General features: G+C 64.4%; 20 protein-coding genes. 10 read left to right on the plus strand and 10 right to left on the minus strand.

Going from position 1 to position 17,553, the window contains the following annotated elements; translation table 11 throughout:
• Positions 1 to 227: 227 nt before the first annotated feature.
• Entirely contained in the window at positions 228 to 560 is a 333-nt protein-coding gene (gene clpS / locus XH89_RS16700) for an ATP-dependent Clp protease adapter ClpS (RefSeq protein WP_027530069.1), read from the plus strand.
• A 310-nt stretch (positions 561 to 870) separates the two neighbouring features.
• Positions 871 to 3,279 (plus strand): ATP-dependent Clp protease ATP-binding subunit ClpA, encoded by a 2,409-nt coding sequence (clpA, locus tag XH89_RS16705; protein WP_194468061.1) that lies wholly within the window; start codon positions 871 to 873, stop codon positions 3,277 to 3,279.
• A gap of 63 nt (positions 3,280 to 3,342) precedes the next feature.
• On the opposite strand, the gene XH89_RS16710 is transcribed toward clpA, so the two are convergent.
• From XH89_RS16710 to XH89_RS16730, 5 genes are all read right to left on the minus strand, one after another.
• Positions 3,343 to 3,804 (minus strand): PEGA domain-containing protein, encoded by a 462-nt coding sequence (locus XH89_RS16710; protein WP_194468062.1) that lies wholly within the window; start codon positions 3,802 to 3,804, stop codon positions 3,343 to 3,345.
• 127 nt (positions 3,805 to 3,931) lie between these two features.
• Positions 3,932 to 5,353, minus strand: a complete 1,422-nt coding sequence (locus XH89_RS16715) for an MFS transporter (RefSeq protein ID WP_194468063.1) — start codon at positions 5,351 to 5,353, stop codon at positions 3,932 to 3,934.
• Between the two features lie 90 nt (positions 5,354 to 5,443).
• Positions 5,444 to 5,782 (minus strand): c-type cytochrome, encoded by a 339-nt coding sequence (locus tag XH89_RS16720; protein ID WP_194468064.1) that lies wholly within the window; start codon positions 5,780 to 5,782, stop codon positions 5,444 to 5,446.
• Positions 5,783 to 5,794: 12 nt separating this feature from the next.
• On the minus strand, positions 5,795 to 5,944 hold the full coding sequence (locus tag XH89_RS16725; protein ID WP_194468752.1) for a hypothetical protein: 150 nt from the start codon (positions 5,942 to 5,944) through the stop codon (positions 5,795 to 5,797).
• A 102-nt stretch (positions 5,945 to 6,046) separates the two neighbouring features.
• A complete protein-coding gene (locus XH89_RS16730; RefSeq protein WP_194468065.1) occupies positions 6,047 to 7,003 on the minus strand; it encodes a helix-turn-helix domain-containing protein in 957 nt (318 codons plus the stop codon).
• 209 nt (positions 7,004 to 7,212) lie between these two features.
• Between XH89_RS16730 and XH89_RS16735 the strand changes: the two genes are divergently transcribed.
• Both XH89_RS16735 and XH89_RS16740 read left to right on the plus strand, forming a co-directional pair.
• Positions 7,213 to 8,229 carry a carbon-nitrogen hydrolase family protein gene (locus XH89_RS16735; protein ID WP_194468066.1) on the plus strand — a complete coding sequence of 339 codons (1,017 nt, stop codon included), beginning with the start codon at positions 7,213 to 7,215 and terminating at the stop codon, positions 8,227 to 8,229.
• Positions 8,230 to 8,257: 28 nt separating this feature from the next.
• Positions 8,258 to 9,298: a phenylacetaldoxime dehydratase family protein gene (locus XH89_RS16740; RefSeq protein ID WP_194468067.1), complete on the plus strand. Its 1,041-nt coding sequence runs from the start codon at positions 8,258 to 8,260 to the stop codon at positions 9,296 to 9,298.
• Here the strand turns inward: XH89_RS16740 and XH89_RS16745 are convergent.
• Positions 9,295 to 9,933: an HAD family hydrolase gene (locus tag XH89_RS16745; RefSeq protein WP_194468068.1), complete on the minus strand. Its 639-nt coding sequence runs from the start codon at positions 9,931 to 9,933 to the stop codon at positions 9,295 to 9,297. The two genes, XH89_RS16740 and XH89_RS16745, sit on opposite strands and share 4 nt — an antisense overlap.
• Before the next feature lie 82 nt (positions 9,934 to 10,015).
• Between XH89_RS16745 and XH89_RS16750 the strand changes: the two genes are divergently transcribed.
• The 4 genes from XH89_RS16750 to tsaA all read left to right on the plus strand — a co-directional run bounded on the left by XH89_RS16750 (position 10,016) and on the right by tsaA (position 12,689).
• Positions 10,016 to 10,978, plus strand: a complete 963-nt coding sequence (locus tag XH89_RS16750; RefSeq protein ID WP_194468069.1) for a lytic transglycosylase domain-containing protein — start codon at positions 10,016 to 10,018, stop codon at positions 10,976 to 10,978.
• Positions 10,979 to 11,077: 99 nt separating this feature from the next.
• Positions 11,078 to 11,818 carry an AzlC family ABC transporter permease gene (locus tag XH89_RS16755; protein ID WP_194468509.1) on the plus strand — a complete coding sequence of 247 codons (741 nt, stop codon included), beginning with the start codon at positions 11,078 to 11,080 and terminating at the stop codon, positions 11,816 to 11,818.
• Positions 11,815 to 12,165 carry an AzlD domain-containing protein gene (locus tag XH89_RS16760; protein WP_194468070.1) on the plus strand — a complete coding sequence of 117 codons (351 nt, stop codon included), beginning with the start codon at positions 11,815 to 11,817 and terminating at the stop codon, positions 12,163 to 12,165. Before XH89_RS16755 ends, XH89_RS16760 begins: the two co-directional genes overlap by 4 nt.
• A gap of 32 nt (positions 12,166 to 12,197) precedes the next feature.
• Positions 12,198 to 12,689, plus strand: coding sequence for a tRNA (N6-threonylcarbamoyladenosine(37)-N6)-methyltransferase TrmO (gene tsaA / locus XH89_RS16765; RefSeq protein ID WP_194468071.1), 492 nt, complete (start codon positions 12,198 to 12,200; stop codon positions 12,687 to 12,689).
• 111 nt (positions 12,690 to 12,800) lie between these two features.
• Here tsaA and XH89_RS16770 read toward each other — a convergent pair whose 3' ends face one another.
• From XH89_RS16770 to XH89_RS16785, 4 genes are read right to left on the minus strand one after another with little or no spacing between them, the layout of a single operon-like run.
• Positions 12,801 to 13,232 carry an HIT family protein gene (locus XH89_RS16770; protein ID WP_194468072.1) on the minus strand — a complete coding sequence of 144 codons (432 nt, stop codon included), beginning with the start codon at positions 13,230 to 13,232 and terminating at the stop codon, positions 12,801 to 12,803.
• A gap of 50 nt (positions 13,233 to 13,282) precedes the next feature.
• Positions 13,283 to 14,539 (minus strand): GNAT family N-acetyltransferase, encoded by a 1,257-nt coding sequence (locus XH89_RS16775; protein ID WP_194468073.1) that lies wholly within the window; start codon positions 14,537 to 14,539, stop codon positions 13,283 to 13,285.
• 54 nt (positions 14,540 to 14,593) lie between these two features.
• Positions 14,594 to 15,340 (minus strand): glycerophosphodiester phosphodiesterase, encoded by a 747-nt coding sequence (locus tag XH89_RS16780; protein WP_194468074.1) that lies wholly within the window; start codon positions 15,338 to 15,340, stop codon positions 14,594 to 14,596.
• Positions 15,341 to 15,345: 5 nt separating this feature from the next.
• Positions 15,346 to 15,813 carry a RidA family protein gene (locus tag XH89_RS16785; protein WP_194468075.1) on the minus strand — a complete coding sequence of 156 codons (468 nt, stop codon included), beginning with the start codon at positions 15,811 to 15,813 and terminating at the stop codon, positions 15,346 to 15,348.
• 256 nt (positions 15,814 to 16,069) lie between these two features.
• On the opposite strand from XH89_RS16785, the gene XH89_RS16790 reads away from it, so the two are divergent.
• Both XH89_RS16790 and XH89_RS16795 read left to right on the plus strand, forming a co-directional pair.
• Positions 16,070 to 16,915 (plus strand): cell envelope integrity EipB family protein, encoded by an 846-nt coding sequence (locus XH89_RS16790; RefSeq protein WP_194468076.1) that lies wholly within the window; start codon positions 16,070 to 16,072, stop codon positions 16,913 to 16,915.
• 72 nt (positions 16,916 to 16,987) lie between these two features.
• Positions 16,988 to 17,389, plus strand: coding sequence for a RidA family protein (locus XH89_RS16795; protein WP_194468077.1), 402 nt, complete (start codon positions 16,988 to 16,990; stop codon positions 17,387 to 17,389).
• The last annotated feature ends 164 nt before the right edge of the window (positions 17,390 to 17,553 follow it).

Below are 17,553 nucleotides of genomic sequence, written 5' to 3' on the forward strand. Positions count from 1 at the left end.
CACGCTTGCGGCGAGCCGGGGGCAGGGCCATATTCCCAGCAATCGATCCGGACCGGACCGGTTGGAAGCGGCGATCCGACAGGACGGCGCGCCTGCGCGAGGCTCCCCGTGAGGGGCCGTGTGGTGAGCCGTCATACGCTTCCGTGGGGAATGTGAACGCCTGAGCCATGCCGCAACTGACTTCCAGACTCGACCTGCCCGCGGCCGCCGCCGCCCACGCTCCCCGGATGAGCAATGACGAGAACCGTTCCGGAGGTCCGGCGGGGCCGAACACGTCCGTCATCACCAAGGTCAAACCGAAGACCAAGCGGCCGAACCTCTATCGCGTGCTGATCCTGAACGACGACTACACACCAATGGAATTCGTCGTCCATGTGCTGGAGAAGTTCTTCCAGAAGGACGTCGAGGCCGCGACCAAGATCATGCTGCATGTCCACCATCACGGCATCGGCGAATGCGGCGTGTTCACCTACGAGATTGCCGAGACGAAGGTGACGCAGGTGATGGATTTCGCCCGCAAGCACCAACACCCGCTGCAATGCGTGATGGAAAAGAAGTAGGGCGCGTCACGGCGGGTACGAGCCGGCCCTGTGCATGGCGGATGTGATCGTCGCGTGACGCCTTCGTGTGGTGTGCCGGCGTGATCTCCATCGCCCCCGGCAAAACTACGGAAATCCGTGCCGGCGAGAATCTGTCTAAGAATTCTGCCCAAATCGGAACGGGTTTTGCATCGAGAATACCGCAGGTGCCGATCTGCCAAGTCGCGGAACCGGTCTTTCGCCGCGATCTTGTATAACTATATGTGACAAAGGTTGTTGTTGCCTGACCGGGCGATGGCGATCATGATGGTGGGGGCCATAGAGGACGCGAATGCCGACTTTTTCCCAAAGCCTTGAACAATCCCTGCATCGTGCGCTGGCGATCGCAAACGAGCGTCATCACCAATACGCGACGCTCGAGCATCTTTTGCTCTCTCTGATTGACGACTCCGATGCAGCCGCCGTCATGCGCGCCTGTAGCGTCGACCTCGACAAGCTTCGTACGAGCCTCGTCAATTATCTTGAGACCGAATTCGAGAACCTGGTGACGGATGGCGCCGATGACGCCAAGCCGACCGCCGGTTTCCAGCGCGTGATCCAGCGCGCGGTCATCCATGTGCAGTCGTCAGGTCGCGAAGAGGTGACCGGCGCCAACGTGCTGATCGCAATCTTCGCCGAGCGCGAGAGCCACGCTGCTTACTTCCTGCAAGAGCAGGACATGACGCGCTATGACGCGGTCAACTACATCAGCCACGGCATCGCCAAGCGGCCGGGCGTCTCCGAGGCGCGCCCCGTCCGCGGTGTCGACGAGGAAACCGAGACCAAGGGCAACGAGGACGCCAAGAAGAAGGGCGAGGCGCTCGAGACCTATTGCGTCAACCTCAACAAGAAGGCGCGCGACGGTAAGATCGATCCGGTGATCGGACGCAATTCCGAGATCAATCGGGCGATCCAGGTGCTGTGCCGTCGCCAGAAGAACAATCCGCTGTTCGTGGGCGAGGCCGGCGTCGGCAAGACCGCGATTGCGGAGGGCCTCGCCAAGCGCATCGTTGACAGCGAGGTGCCGGAGGTTCTGGCGGCTGCGACCGTGTTCTCGCTCGACATGGGCACGTTGCTCGCGGGCACGCGCTATCGCGGCGACTTCGAGGAGCGCCTGAAGCAGGTGCTGAAGGAGCTCGAGGCGCATCCCAACGCCATTCTGTTCATCGACGAGATCCACACCGTGATCGGTGCGGGCGCGACGTCGGGCGGGGCGATGGATGCCTCCAACCTGCTCAAGCCAGCGCTGGCCTCGGGCACGATCCGCTGCATGGGCTCGACCACCTACAAGGAATATCGCCAGCACTTCGAGAAGGACCGCGCGCTGGTGCGGCGCTTCCAGAAGATCGACATCAATGAGCCGACGGTCGAGGACGCCATTGCGATCCTCAAGGGCCTCAAGCCTTATTTCGAGGACTACCACCGGCTGAAATACACCAATGAGGCGATCGAGGCTGCGGTGCAGCTCTCCTCGCGCTACATCCACGACCGTAAGCTGCCCGACAAGGCGATCGACGTGATCGACGAGTCCGGCGCGGCGCAGATGCTGGTTGCCGAGAACAAGCGCAAGAAGACCATCGGCATCAAGGAGATCGAGACCACGATCGCCTCGATGGCGCGGATTCCGCCGAAGAGCGTGTCGAAGGACGACGCCGAGGTGCTCAAGCATCTCGAGCAAACCCTGAAGCGCACCGTGTTCGGCCAGGACAAGGCCATCGAGTCGCTCGCCGCCTCGATCAAGCTGGCGCGAGCCGGCCTGCGCGAGCCGGAGAAGCCGATCGGCTGCTATTTGTTCTCGGGCCCGACCGGTGTCGGCAAGACCGAAGTGGCAAAACAGCTCGCGGCGACGCTCGGCGTCGAGCTCTTGCGCTTCGACATGTCGGAGTACATGGAACGGCACACCGTTTCGCGCCTGATCGGCGCGCCTCCCGGCTATGTCGGCTTCGACCAGGGCGGCCTTTTGACCGATGGCGTCGACCAGCACCCGCATTGCGTGGTGCTGCTCGACGAGATCGAGAAGGCGCACCCCGACCTCTACAACGTGCTGCTCCAGATCATGGATCACGGCCGGCTCACCGATCACAACGGCAAGCAGGTCAACTTCCGCAACGTGATCCTGATCATGACCACGAACGCAGGCGCGTCGGATCTCGCCAAGCAGGCGTTCGGCTTCACGCGCTCGAAGCGGGAAGGCGACGACCACGAGGCGATCAACCGGCAATTCGCGCCGGAATTCCGCAACCGTCTCGATGCCATCGTCTCGTTCGGCCATCTCAGCGTCGAGGTGATCGGCACGGTGGTCGAGAAGTTCGTGCTTCAGCTCGAGGCGCAGCTCGGCGACCGCGACGTCACCATCGAGCTGTCTGAGCCTGCCAAGGCCTGGCTGATCCAGCACGGCTACGACGAACAGATGGGCGCGCGGCCGATGGCCCGCGTGATCCAGGAGCACATCAAGAAGCCGCTGGCTGATGAGGTGCTGTTCGGCAAGCTCAAGGGCGGCGGTCACGTCCGGGTCGTCCTGGTCAAGGACGAGGCCGACGAGACCAAGGACAAGATCGGCTTCGAGTTCGTCGAGGGTCCGGTCACGCCGAAGCAGGAAAAACTGCCGGCCCGCAAGCGTCCGCCTGGCAAGCCCAACAAGCCGGGCGGCCCCGGCGGCTCCAAGGGGCCGACCTCGAAGGGCCCGCTGGTCAAGGCGTGATCGGCGCATCATGAAAAGAAAAGGCCGGCTGAAGAGCCGGCCTTTTTGTTTGCCGTGCGTGACCTAAGTCCCGGTGTCGGGCGCGGGCGCTGCCGGCGCTCGCGGCTTCTTCGTTGCGGGCGGCCGGGCGCGAGGAGGAGGAGCGGACGGCTGCATCGTCACGATGACCGGATTGGGCTTGTGATCGGTTGCCGCGCCCGTTGCGGCATCGACTCCCATGCCGACGACACCGCCGAGCAAGAGATTGCCCGCAAAGCCGGCGGCGCCCCCGGTCTGGATGTCCCGGCTAAGCGGCACGATTTGCGGCTCATAGCCTTCCTTCTGGAAGGTGATGGAGATGTCGGCATTCCGCTTGACGACCACAGAGCAGGGCGTCGTGCAGGTGGTCGGAACTTCCATTCCGCTGACGATGGCTTCAACGCCTGAAGGAGTGGATGAAATGCTGATGTTCTCGGTCGTGCCGCGCGTGACAGACGCGCAGCCGCCCAGCATGACGCTGAGCGCCACAAATCCAAATGAACGCATGAAATGCCCCTTGTCCCCGCCCCAATGAAGCGCAACCGGAACGGGAGGGCAATATGTCAATCGCCCAGATGGTTAAGCTACGCACAGATTGCGCATGGAGGCAGTGGAGCCCTGGGCTTGGGGCCTGTTATTCGCCGCGCAGGCGTTGGTCATCCTGCACGCGGACGTGCTCGGCACCCCGCGCCCCCGCGGGCGACAGCCGCAACATGCTCAGCATCGCGCCGCAGAGGGCAAAGCCAACGCCGGTGAGCAGCGCGATCCGGGTTCCCTCGACAGGGTAGCGGCCAAGGAACAGCGCGACCAGCGCAGCTCCTGTGGTCTGGCCGAGCAGACGTGCCGTGCCCAGCATGCCGCTGGCGCCGCCGGCGCGCTCGCGCGGGGCGGCCGCGATCATGGTGCGGTTGTTGGGCGTCTGGAACAGGCCGAAGCCGGCGCCCGCCAATGCCATGCGCCAGACCACGTCGAGCGGCGTCGGATTTGAGGACAGGAAAGCGAGCGCGGCAAGGCCACAGGCAAACAGCGTCAGCCCGATGCCACCAAGCAGGCCGGCGGGGTAGTGCTCGACCAGGCGGCCGGCGAGGGGAGCCGCGAACGCCACCGCGATCGGCCATGGCGTGATCAACAGGCCCATATGCACGGCCGAATAGCCGAACCGGCTCTGCAGGTAGAACGGGATCGCAACGAAGGCCAGCATCTGGCCGCAGAACGAGGCGATCGAGGTCGCAATCGACAGTCCGAACACCGGGATGCGCAACAGATCGACCGGCAGCAACGGCGATTTCATGTGCGTTTCGCGGTAGACGAGCAACGCGCCGGCGACGATCGCGATGGCGAATTGCACGAGACAGGTTATCAGCGCCTCACCATGTCCGACGCTGTCGATCGCGGCGATGCCGACGCCGAAGGTGATCGCCGACAGCCCCGCGCTCTGCCAGTCGAAGGAGTGGCTCGCTGGAATCGTGTGCGGCAGGCTGCGCAGGCCGAGCGCGAGCGTGACCGCGCCGAGCGGGACGTTGATGGCAAACAGCCAGGGCCAGCTACCGACCGCAAGGATGCCGGCCGCGAGCGTCGGCCCGACCGCGGCAGAGAAAGCGACCACGAGCGCATTGAGCCCGATGCCGCGGCCGAGCAGGCTGCGCGGATAGGTGAAGCGGACGAGGGCCGAATTGACGCTCATGATGCCGGCTGCACCGAACCCCTGGATGATGCGCGCGATCGTGAGCAGCGGCAGCGTATGCGCCAGCGCGCACAAGGCGGATGCGAGCGTGAACAGCGCGAGCCCGATCAGATAGACACGGCGATAGCCGACGATCTCGCCGAGCGAGGCCAGCGGCAACAGCGAGATCGTGATCGCGAGCTGATAGCCGTTGACGATCCAGATCGAGAAGGCCGGGCTCGCGTTCAGGTCGGTTGCGATCGTCGGCAGCGCGACGTTGGCGATGGCGCTGTCGACGACGGCCATGATGATGCCGAGCGCAATGGTCAGCACTGCCTGGTTGCGCTGAGGCTGCGGCAGGCCGTCGACGTGCTCGATGGTTGTAGACGTCATCGCGATGCGTGTTCGGTTGAGGCGCGGTTACTGGTCCGCAACTTGGTCCGACCCGGGATGGTTCCAGCCAAAGCCGTGGGCATTTCAGCCCTATTTCGTCCTCCGCGGCTCCTGAATCGCCCTAAGATAGCTTACCACGGCTGCGGCGTCGTCTCGGCCGAATCGAGCCGTCGGCATGGCGCGATGAATGCTGCTGTAGCCGTCTTGAAGGCGCTGCATGAAGTCGGGATCGTAGAGTTTGTTCTCGCCGAGATAACGGAACGGCGGCGCCAGTTCGTTCGGACTCGCGCCCGTCCTGCCGACCGCGTGGCACCGTGCGCACATCCGTTGCAGCATTGCCTCGGTGTGCCGCTGCTCGAGGTCCAGGGCTTGACTGGCAGTGCTCCACAGAACGCCGATGGCCAGCAGCGTCGGCGCAAACCTGTTCATCGTGTAATCCCGTCAATCCCAGCGCGAAGTTGCCTTGGCCCAGACGTAGAGTGCAATCAAGGCGATGGTTACCCCTGTGGAGAAGATCAAGATGCGGCGATCCCAATCGATCCTCTCTCGCTCCGCTCTTCTCAAAGAGAGGGCTGAGAACAGGGCCTTCATGGCAAATCGGCGCATCGGAAGCCTCGCGATGGTCATAGAATGCCACGACCGACGCAAGCAGGCTTGATCCAACTCAAGGACAGATGCGCTGTTGGCTGGCTGTCAGTGCCGGAGCTGGTTCTGCCTGTAGTCGCGTGGCGACATCCCGAAATGCTCCCGGAAGACGCGGCCGAAATGCGAGACGTCGTTGAAGCCCCAGGCAAAGGCAATTTCGCTGATGTGACGCTGGGCGAGCACGGGCGAGGCGAGGTCGCGCTTGCACTGGGCAAGACGCTCGGCGAGCACATGACGCTGGAACGAGGTGTCCTCGTCGGCAAGGAGATCGTTGACATAGCGCGATGAGATGCCGAGCGCAGCGGCCGTCCCCGGCAGCGAGAGGTCGGGATCGGCGAGGCGCGCGCGGATATGCGCCTTGAGCCGGTAGAGCAGGGCAGAGCGATGGGTCGAGGACGGCAGCGATGTCTCGCCAAGCCGTTCGCCCAACGCCATGGCCAGCAAGTCGACGGCCTGCTCGGACAGGGCGGCCGCGCTGTTGGGCGCAAGCCGGTCTGCGCTCTGACAGAGGCGGAAGATGAAATCATAGGCGAGCCGCTCGAGCGGCACATCGGCCCCGAACGTGATCGCTGTGAGCGCCTCGGTATTTCCGAGCCGCCGCTGCAGCATCTCGCGAGGCACCTTGAAGATGGTCTGAGAGAATGTGTCTCTGAACTTCAGCTCATAGGGGCGCGTAGTGTCGTAGAGCGCGAACTCGCCTGGGTGGATTACGGTCTCGCGGCCGTCCTGCACCACGCCGCCATCGCCGCGATTGCCGAGCGCGACCAGAACATAATCCTGATCCGAACGCGCGATGCGCGAGGGCGTGCGGAAGACGTGTTGGCGCTCGGAGCAGACCTCGGAGCAGACGGCTTTGCCGAGCGGGGCCTGGGTGACCGAGCCGTGAAATGCGCTGCCGAGGTCGGACTTGCAGTCGAGCCCGACGAAGACGTCGCAGACGATGTCCTGCCAGAGGGCGAGCCGCCGGTAGCCGGGGCTGCCGTCTGTCGTGAACTGAATTGTCATCGTCAGGCCTCCCTTTCGCATCAGGCAAACCGCACGGTGGCGCAGATCCAGCCTGACCGCAGGCAAGTTCCGTACCGGGCGCAATTCCTTCCAGTCGAGTTTTCGCCAGTCGAGTTTTTGTTCCGCCGTGGTCGAGCGCGCGGCCGCCCAGCTTGGCCCAATAGACTGCATCGGACGTGGTCTTGGATCAACTGGCAAGGGAGGCGGTAATGGGCATCGAACATCCGAAATACAAGGTCGCGGTGGTGCAGGCGGCGCCGGCCTGGCTCGACCTCGACGCCTCGATCGACAAGTCGGTCGCGCTGATCAGGGAGGCTGCCGAGAAGGGCGCCAAGCTGATCGCGTTTCCGGAGGCATTCATTCCCGGGTACCCCTGGCATATCTGGATGGACTCGCCGGCCTGGGCAATCGGCCGCGGCTTCGTGCAGCGCTATTTCGACAATTCGCTATCCTATGACAGCCCGCAGGCCGAGCGGCTGCGCGAAGCCGTGCGCAAGGCCAAGCTCACCGCCGTGATCGGCCTGTCCGAGCGCGACGGCGGCAGCCTTTACCTGGCGCAATGGCTGATCGGCCCGGATGGCGAGACCATCGCAAGACGCCGCAAATTGCGGCCGACCCATGCCGAGCGCACCGTCTACGGCGAAGGCGACGGCAGCGACCTCGCCGTGCACGCGAGGCCCGACATCGGTCGCATCGGCGCACTGTGCTGCTGGGAGCATCTCCAGCCGCTGTCGAAATACGCCATGTACGCCCAGAACGAGCAGGTGCATGTCGCGGCCTGGCCGAGCTTCTCGCTGTACGATCCGTTCGCGCCGGCGCTCGGCGCCGAGGTCAACAACGCCGCCTCGCGCGTCTATGCGGTGGAAGGCTCCTGCTTCGTGCTCGCGCCGTGCGCGACGGTGTCGCAGGCGATGATCGACGAGCTCTGCGATCGGCCGGACAAGAACGCATTGCTGCATGTCGGCGGCGGCTTTGCCGCGATCTACGGCCCCGACGGCAGCCAGATCGGCGACAAGCTCGCGCCGGACCAGGAGGGGTTATTGATCGCGGAGATCGACCTCGGCGCCATCGGCGTCGCCAAGAACGCGGCCGATCCCGCCGGACATTATTCGCGCCCCGACGTCACGCGCCTGCTGCTCAACAAGAAGCCCTACAAGCGCGTCGAGCAGTTCGCGCTGCCAGTCGACACCGTCGAGCCGGTGGATATCGGCGCGGCTGCGAGCTGATCGCTGCGATCGAGGGGAGGGTACGATCATGGAATCCGCAATTCCCGCGCATCTCGAAATCCAGCGCACGCGTCACAAGCGCGTGCCCGACGATTATCAGCCGCCATATCCGTCCTTCGTGGCGCGCTACAAGCCCGCGGTCAGCCGCGTCGTGATGGCCTATTTTGGTCTGCAATATCGTGGAGCGACGCCGGCTGCTGCGACGGAAGCACTTGCTGAAATCGATGGTCTGCTCGCCGGCGAAGGCGGTCCCACGCATTCGGATCGCGCGCACTATGTCGACCAGGCTGGCCACGCCAACATTGTTTCGGTGGCCTATTGGGACGATATTGCGCGCTTCGATGCCTGGTTCGCGCCGGTGCGCGAGGTGTGGACCGGAAAGCCGCGCGAGGGGATCGGCACTTTCATCGAGGTGCTGCGTCCCGCCGTGGCGCGGCACGAGACACTGTTCTCCTCGCTCGGCAGGCCCGAGGGTGTCGCCGTGATCGCGGATGGCATGAGCGGCGAGGTGCAGGAGCACGCCTATTGGGGCGGCATGCGCGATCGCATTCCGCTGTCGCAGACGGATCCGATGTCGCCGAGCGGCAATCCCGAGTTGATCCGCGACGGTGCGCGCCTGCGGGTGAAGGCGAATGACAATCTCTGCCTGATCCGATCCGGCCAGGACTGGAGCGATACGGAGGCGTCGGAGCGAAAGCTCTATCTCGACGACGTCGAGCCGGTGCTGCGCGAGGGCATGGATTTCCTGCGCGACGAAGGGCTAGCGATCGGTTGCTATGCCAACCGCTACATGCAGGTGCTCTCGGCTGACGGCAAGGCGAACGAGAAATCCTACGGCCAGAGCTGGTGGAAGAGTCTCGCTGCACTGGAGCGCTGGGCGGAATCGCACCCGACCCACGTCAAGATTTTCGGGGCGGCGATGAAATATCTCTCGACGCTGGGGCCGTCAGCGAAGCTGCGGCTTTATCACGAGGTCACGGTGGCGGCTGCCGATGAGCAGTTCTTCGAATATCTGAACTGCCATCCGAAGACGGGAATGCTTGCGGCGGTTGAAACCGTGACTGCTTAGGCGGCGCAGTGGCCGAGCAGCTCGGGATGCGCGGCGCAGATGTGGTGTGCGCCGGCATCCCTGAGCTCGGCCTCGGTGCCGTAGCCATAAAGGACGCCGATCGCCGTCATGCCGTTGGTTCGGGCGCCGACCACGTCATGACTGCGGTCGCCGATCATGACGGCGCTGCCCGCATCGACTTTTGCCTCGTCGAGCGCGTAACGAAGCAGATCCCGCTTGTCGACACGGGTGCCATCGAGCTCGGAGCCGAACACGCGCTCGAAATACGGCTTTAGGCCGAAATGATCGACGATGCGGGTGGCGTAGACCGCAGGCTTGCTCGTTGCCACGAACATGCGCGTGCCGGTCGCAGCCACCGCCGCCAGTGTGTCGTGGATGCCCGGATAGGGCGTGTTCTCGAACAGCCCAACCTCGGAAAACCGTTCGCGGTAGAGCAGGAGCGCCTGGTCGGCCAGCGCCTCGGTTCCGGTCAGCGCCTTCAGGCTCGCGTGCAGAGGCGGCCCGATGCACCAGGTCAATTCATCCTGGGTCGGGACCGCCATACCAAGTTTTTTCAGGGCATACTGGATCGAACCGGTGATCCCGGGCTTTGGATCCGTCAGCGTGCCGTCGAGATCAAAATAGATTGTCTGCATCCTGGCCGGGCTCAGCGTTGCTAATTCCGGCCGTTGCTAGTTGCCTTGGGGCCTGAATTCAAGAGCCGATATTGAGGGCGACATGGTGTTCGTCGGGGCTCGGAAGCGGATCTGGTGGCTGCTCGCGGCGGCGTTGGTGTGCACGCCGGTGCTTGCTGAGGATGCCTCGGTCCCTCCGACGCAGCTTGGCCCCGAGGCGCCGGCAAAACCGACGGGGAACGAGCCTGTGCGCGAGAGCGACACGCGGGAGTCGATCTGCCTGATCGTGGAGGCGGCCGCGCGCGATGCCAATCTGCCGCTGGAATTCTTCGCCCGCGTGATCTGGCAGGAGAGCCGATTCCAGGCCGATGCAGTGGGTCCCGTGACGCGCAGCGGCGAGCAGGCGCAGGGGATTGCGCAGTTCATGCCGGGCACGGCGAGCGAGCGCGGGCTGCTCAATCCGTTCAATCCGGTGCAGGCGTTGCCGAAGTCGGCCGAGTTCTTGAACGAGCTGCGCAACCAGTTCGGCAATCTTGGCCTTGCGGCGGCCGCCTACAATGCCGGGCCGCGACGGGTGCAGGAATGGCTCGCCGGCACCGGCGGCATGCCGGAGCAGACCCGCAACTATGTCTACGCCATCACGGGTACGAGCGTTGACGCTTGGGCCAAAGCCGGCAGCACCGGCAAGGGGCCGCCGAGCTCGCCGCCGACGAGTTGCCGCGACCTGATGGCGCTGCTTAAGCGCGCGCCGAACCCGTTCGTTGCCGAGCTGGAGCAGCATGTCGAGCTAGCTGCAGCCAAAATCTGGGGCGTTCAGCTCGCTGCCGGCTTCGACCGCAACAAGGCGCTGGCGATGTACTCCCGCGCCGTCACGCGCCTGAGCAGCGTGATTGGCGAGCACGATCCCAGCCTATTGAGCTCGGTCGTGCGCAGCCGCGGTTCGCACCCCTTCTACCAGGTCCGCATCGGCGCCGACACGCGACCCGAGGCGGACGAACTTTGCAACCGCATCCGGAAGGCTGGCGGCGCCTGCTTCGTCCTGAAGAACCGGGGCGTGAGCGGGTAGCGACTGCCGTGCATGCCAGCCCCGCCGCATGCTTCCTTGACGTCAGCCTTGGCATTGCCCGTTATGCAGGCCGATTTCTCACCCGGCCAAATTAACACCGTGGCGCTTCCTCCACTCGATTCCCCGCAATGGCAAAGTCCCTGGCGCGCCTTCACCTGGGGGCTGCGCTCGATCACGCAAACGATCCTCACCCTCGTTCTGTTCGCGACTTATCTCGGTATCGGCGCGCTCGCCCATGACAGCCATTTCAGCCTGGTCTGGGCGCTGGCCTCGACGCTGTTCGTCTGGGCAGGGCCGGCGCAGATCATTCTGATCACCACGCTCGGCTCGGGCGCCACCATCATCCAGTCGGCGATCGCAGTGACCGTCAGCGCCATCAGGCTGTTTCCGATGGTGGTCTCGGTGTTGCCGCTGATGCGTACGCCGACGACTAAGCGGCGTGAGTTGTTCTTCGCGGCGCATCTCACCGCCGTGACGCTGTGGGTCGAATGCCATCGCTTTCTGCCGCAGGTCCCGCGCGAGCGGCGGATCGCCTTCGTCAACGGACTTGGCTTCGGTCTGGTCTCGGTGTGTCTCACCGCCAACACGATCGGCTATTTCCTCGCCGCCAATCTGACGCAGACGTTTGGAGCTGCGATCCTGCTGCTGACGCCGCTGTCCTTCCTGTTCTCGACCGCACGCAACAGCCGCGAGGTTGCCGACGTGGTCGCGCTCACGCTGGGGATATTGCTCTATCCGCTGGCGGCGAAGATGAACTCCGGCCTCGACATCCTCGTCAGCGGCGTGGCGGCTGGCACGATTGCCTATGGCGTGCATTGGTGGCAGGAGGTGCGCGCATGAGTGCTGCGCAACTCATCGGCGATTGGCAGGCGCTGGTCGTGCTGTTCGTCGCCGGGGTCGTGCCCAACCAGATCTGGCGCATGCTGGGACTCTGGTTCGGCGGCGGCATCGATGAGGGCTCGGAGCTGCTGGTTTGGGTGAGGGCGGTCGCGACCGCGATCCTCGCCGGCGTCATCGCCCAGATCGTGGTCGAGCCGCCCGGTGCGCTCTCCAGCGTGCCGGACGCTCTGCGCTATGGCGCGGTGGCCGCCGGCCTTGTCGTGTTCCTGCTGGCCCGCCGTTCGATCTTGGCGGGCGTCGTCGCCGGTGAGCTCTTCATGCTGGCCGGCAAGTGGTGGTTGGGCTAAAACCGCATCCAAACAGCCAAGGAACTGGAAATATGGTTCGCGAAAACGAGCTCCGCGAGGGCGAGGTCGCCATCGAGTTGCCGCCGGCGCGGGATGCCGGCCTCGTCTTCATCGGTCGCATCCGCACGCCCTGGACTTCGCGGCTGGAAACGCCGCGGCAGGGGCGCCAGGACGGTCCGATCTGCCGCCTCGAGATCTTCGAGCCGTTTGTGCAGGCGATCAAGGGCGTCGACTTCTACAGCAATCTCGAAGTGCTCTACTGGCTCGACCAGTCGCGCCGAGACATCGTGCTGCAAAGCCCCAAGAACAACGAGAAGACCCGCGGCACGTTTTCGCTGCGCTCGCCGGTGCGGCCCAATCCAATCGGCACCTCGATCGTCAAGCTGGTGGGCATCGAGGGCAACACGATCCTCGTGCGTGGCCTCGACTGCCTCGACAACACGCCGCTGATCGACATCAAGCCGGATCGTTGCGAGTTCACCCCGCTGGCCGCGCCTCAGGCTGGGGATTTCCAGGCGGAGTGAGGTCTCTCTACAGCGTCATTGTGAGGAGCGAAGCGACGAAGCAATCCAGACTGTCTCCGCGGAAAGAATCTGGATTGCTTCGCTTCGCTCGCAATGACGATGTGGAGGCAGCTAGCCCGTCTTCAGCGCCGCGATCAGCTTGGTCGCGTTCTCTTCCAGCACCTTGACGTCTTCCTTGCGGCTCGCGGGCGGCAGCATCGCAACGCCGTCGTGCCGGGGCATCACGTGCATGTGGAGGTGAAACACCACCTGGCCACCGGCAGGCTCGTTGAACTGCTGCACGGTGATGCCGTCGGCGTTGAACGCCTTCATCGCGGCGATTGCGATCTTCTTCGCGCCGCGAGCGACGTGGGCGTAGTCGTCCGGCGTGACGTCGAGGATATTGCGGGCAGGGGCCTTCGGGATCACCAGCGTGTGGCCGGGCACGCGCGGCATGATGTCGAGGAAGGCGAACACGTGCTCGTCTTCGTAGACCTTGTGGCAGGGCAGCTCGCCGCGCAGGATCTTTGCGAAGATGTTGTTGGTGTCGTAGGCGGTGGTCATGGCGGCTCCCTCGGAATTTTGCGCTTACTGTCACCAGCCACAGTCAACCGTCAAGGCGCCTCGTCGATGCCCTTCCGGAACGGTCCGAGCTCGGCAAGCTCCCGGCCGGCCTCCGCAACATAGGCGCGCTCACGCTTGAGGTAGTCGGCGATAGCGCGGCGCAGGCCGGGATCGGCGATGAAATGGGCGGAATGGGTGGTCCGGGGAAGGTAGCCGCGCGCGATCTTGTGCTCGCCCTGCGCACCGGCTTCGACGTGCGTGAGAGCATGTTTGATCGCGAAATCGATCGCCTGGTAGTAACAGACCTCGAAATGCAGGAAGGGATGATGCTCGACCGCGCCCCAGTTGCGGCCGAACAGCGTGTCCGAGCCGATGAAGTTGATCGCGCCTGCGATCCAGCGATGGTTGCGGCGGGCCATCACCAAGAGCACGTCCTCGCGCATGGTCTCGCCGATCAGCGAGAAGAACTCGCGCGTGAGATACGGCCGGCCCCATTTGCGCGAGCCGGTCTCCATGTAGAACTCGAAGAAGGCGTCCCAGGCGTCCTCGGTGATGTCCTTGCCGGTGAGCCAGTGAATGGTAATGCCCGCCGCCAGCGCATCACGCCGCTCGCGCTTGATCGATTTGCGGTGGCGCGAGTTCAGCGTCGCCAGGAAATCGTCGAAGCTCGCAAAGCCTTCGTTGTGCCAGTGGAACTGCTGATCGGTGCGCTGGAGGAAGCCGTGCTGGGCGAGCAGCTTCCACTCCGCCTCGCGCGCGAAGGTGACGTGCACCGAGGATGCCTTGCTGACGCCGCACAGCGCTACCAGCCCACTCGCCAGCGCTTCGGTGACACGCTCGCGGTCGACGCCGTCGCGGACCAACAGCCGCGGCCCCGTTGCAGGCGTGAAGGGAACCGAGACCTGAAGCTTCGGGTAGTAGCGTCCGCCGGCGCGCTCATAGGCGTCGGCCCAGCCGCGGTCGAAGACGTACTCGCCCTGGCTGTGCGATTTCAGATAGCAGGGCACGACGCCCGCGACGCGGCCATCGATCTTGGCTACCAGATGCCGCGGTCCCCAGCCGGTGCGGATCGTTGCCGAACCCGATTTCTCAACGGCGGAAAGAAAGGCGTGCGAGACGAACGGGTTATAGGCGGACTTTAACAGGCCGAGGGAATCGCCTGGAAGCCCGGATGAGGTTCCCAGGCCGTACCCATTGCAGGCCTTTTCATTAAGAGCCCTGCCAGGATTGGCGCAGGCGTCCCAATCCTCCGGCGAGACTTCGCCAATGGACGGTACCGCCTCCAGAGTGATTTCGGATGATGCCATTGCACCCAAGATCGTGCATTGCAGCAGCGACTTCAAGGGGCGGGAACTTCAACCCTACGGCACGAAGCCCTCAAAGATCATCTGGTCGGCATATTGCGCGACCCGCGCCCGCTGCTCCGGTGTGCGGGTGGTCCAGCCGAGCAGGGCGCAGCCGAAGACGTTGCGGGCGATCCAGGGGGCCGGCGCCGGCAGGTGATCGACCTTGTAGGCGACGAAGTGGGGCTGGGTCCGGAAGCCGTGGCGCAGGTACAGCATGCCGTCGCGCTGCTCTGGGGTCAGGTGGGCCCAGTATTCGTCCTCATAGCTCCGCTGCGCGACGATGCCGCGCGGCAGGAAGGGCAGCAGCTCGCGGAGCGCCAGCACCTGGTCGGAATCGAAGGACATCCCGACTGCGTGCCCCTGATAGGACGCCAGCACCTCGGCCATCCGCTTCACCAGCTTGCGGTCGCCGTCGAAATGGCTCTTCACCTCGATCACCAGCGGCACGCGGCCGGCGACCATGGCGCAGAGGTCGCCGAGCGACATCATCCGCTCGGGCGTGTCCTTGAACTTGATCGCCTTCAGCTCTGCCGCGGTCTTTGCGACCACCGGGCCGGCGGCCTCGGTGAGACGGCCGAGGGCATGGTCGTGATGAACCATGGCCTCGCCATCGGCAGAGAGCTGGATGTCGACCTCGATCGAGAAATTGCCTGCAACAGCGGCCTGCACCGCGCCGGGCATGTTTTCCACGATGCCACGCGAAATGTCATGCAGGCCGCGATGGGCGACCGGCCGTGCCGTCAGCCAATCCGGAGCACGCATCAGCGTCAGGCGACCTCGAACACGCCTTCGACCTCGACGGCCGCATCCGCGGGCAGTGAGGCAACGCCGACGGTGGTGCGGGCGTGGCGGCCCTTGTCACCGAAGGCAGCGACCATCAGGTCCGACGCCCCGTTCAGCACCTTCGGTCCGTCCAGGAAGTCCGGCGCCGAGTTGATGAAGCCGCCGAGGCGTACCACACGCACGACCTTGTCGAGGTCGCCGAGCGCTGCCTTGACCTGGGCCAGCAGGTTGACGGCACAACCGCGCGCGGCCGCCGCGCCGTCCTCGAGCGAGACGCCGGCGCCCAGCTTGCCCTTGGCGATCAGCTTGCCTGATGGATCGAAGCAGACCTGGCCGGAGACGAACAGCAGATTGCCGGTACGCACGAAGGGCACGTAATTGGCGACGGGGGTGGGCGCCTCGTGCAGCTTGATGCCCTGTTCCGCCAGTTTCTGCTCGACCGTGCCCGCCATGTCTCGACCTCGACGTCTGAAAAATTCTCATCCGCTCCGGCACGTCTGGTGACCGCCAGGCGAGCCCTGTTTCGCCCATCATGCCGCCACATGCAAGCAAGCCGATAGGACGGTGGGATATCTCGACGGATTGTATTTTCCTGAGGCCGGTCAGGGGGTTCAACGACGAGGCGCAACTTTACGTGAAACCGCCGCAGTTGCGACGCAATGGAACGGTCATTAAAGTGTCGAATCTGCGCGGCCCCAGGGAACAGACATGGTGCACCTTTTCCGGACTTCACTCGGTGTGATGGCGCTCGCGGCGGCCACTGTCGGCGCCGGTGGTGGTGCGCACGCCGCGAATGGTCCGTTCCTCGCGCACCAGGCGCTCTACGATCTCAGTCTGGTCAAATCGCGCTCCAATTCCATCAACAGCGCGCGCGGCCGCATCCTCTACAATTTCGCCGGCAGTGCTTGCGAAGGCTATACGTCGGAATTCCGCCAGGTCTCCGAGCTCGACAGCGGCGAGGGCAAGGTCACGCTCAGCGATCTCCGCTCCAACTCCTGGGAGGACGCCGCGGGGAAAAGCTACCGCTTCAAGATCGAGACGCGGATGAACGAGACCGAGGCCGGCCTCGTCGACGGTTCGGCGGAGCGCGATGGCGACCACATCAACGTCAAGCTCAAACTGCCCGCGCCGAAGAATTTCACCCTCGACGGCAAGATCGTGTTCCCGACCGAGCAGATCCAGCGCATCATTGCAGCCGCCAAGGACGGCAAGTCACTGCTGGAGCTCTCCGTCTATGACGGCTCCGACGACGGCCAGAAGGTCTACAACACGCTGACCGTGATCGGCCAGCCGATCCCGGATGACCGCACCGCGACGCCTGATCCGGCGACGTCGGACGAGCACATGAAATCGCTGAAGCGCTGGCCGGTGACCGTCAGCTATTTCGACCGCGACGTCCAGCAGAAGGAAGGCGAGCAGATGCCGGTCTATGCGATGTCGTTCGAGCTCTATGAAAACGGCGTCTCCCGCCGGCTCGTGCTCGACTACAACGATTTCGTCATTTCCGGTGCGATGGGCAAGTTCGACGTCAAGGACAGCAAGCCCTGCAATTGAAGGGTGAGGCTAGCGCCCGACACAGTCTCCAGCTACGCTCCCGTCCAACCATAAAACTCCGGGAGCCAGCCCATGCCCAAGCTCGATCATCTCCGTCCCAGCGGCCTGCACCACAATCCCGCTTATTCCCACGTCGTCACCGCCTCCGGCGCGCGCACGATCTACATCTCCGGCCAGGTATCGGTGGACGAGGAGGGCCGGATCGTCGGCGAGGGTGATATCGCCGCGCAGACCACGCAGGTGATGCAGAATCTCGGCCATGCGTTGAAGGCGGCCGGCGCGACTTACGCCAACATCGTCAAGATCACGACCTTCGTCGTCGGCTACAAGCCGGAGCTGCGCCCGATCATCGGCAAGGCTCGCTCCGTCTTCTTCGAAGGCATGGAGCCGCCGGCTTCGACGCTCATTGGCGTCTCAGCGCTTGCCGCGCCGGAATGGCTGATCGAGATCGAGGCGATCGCGGTCGCGGATTGACTGCGCCTAATGCGGCGCGCCGCCCTCGCCGGGCCGCGCCGGCCCCGCGCTTTCGCAAAAACCTGAAAACAACCCCATGCACAGTAGAAACGCCATCTCGGGATGGTCTGCTATTTCGTATTTTTAGAATTTTCTTTGACCCGTCGGGCAAAACAGTGGCACTA

Source organism: Bradyrhizobium sp. CCBAU 53340, assembly GCF_015291645.1.
Classification (GTDB): domain Bacteria; phylum Pseudomonadota; class Alphaproteobacteria; order Rhizobiales; family Xanthobacteraceae; genus Bradyrhizobium.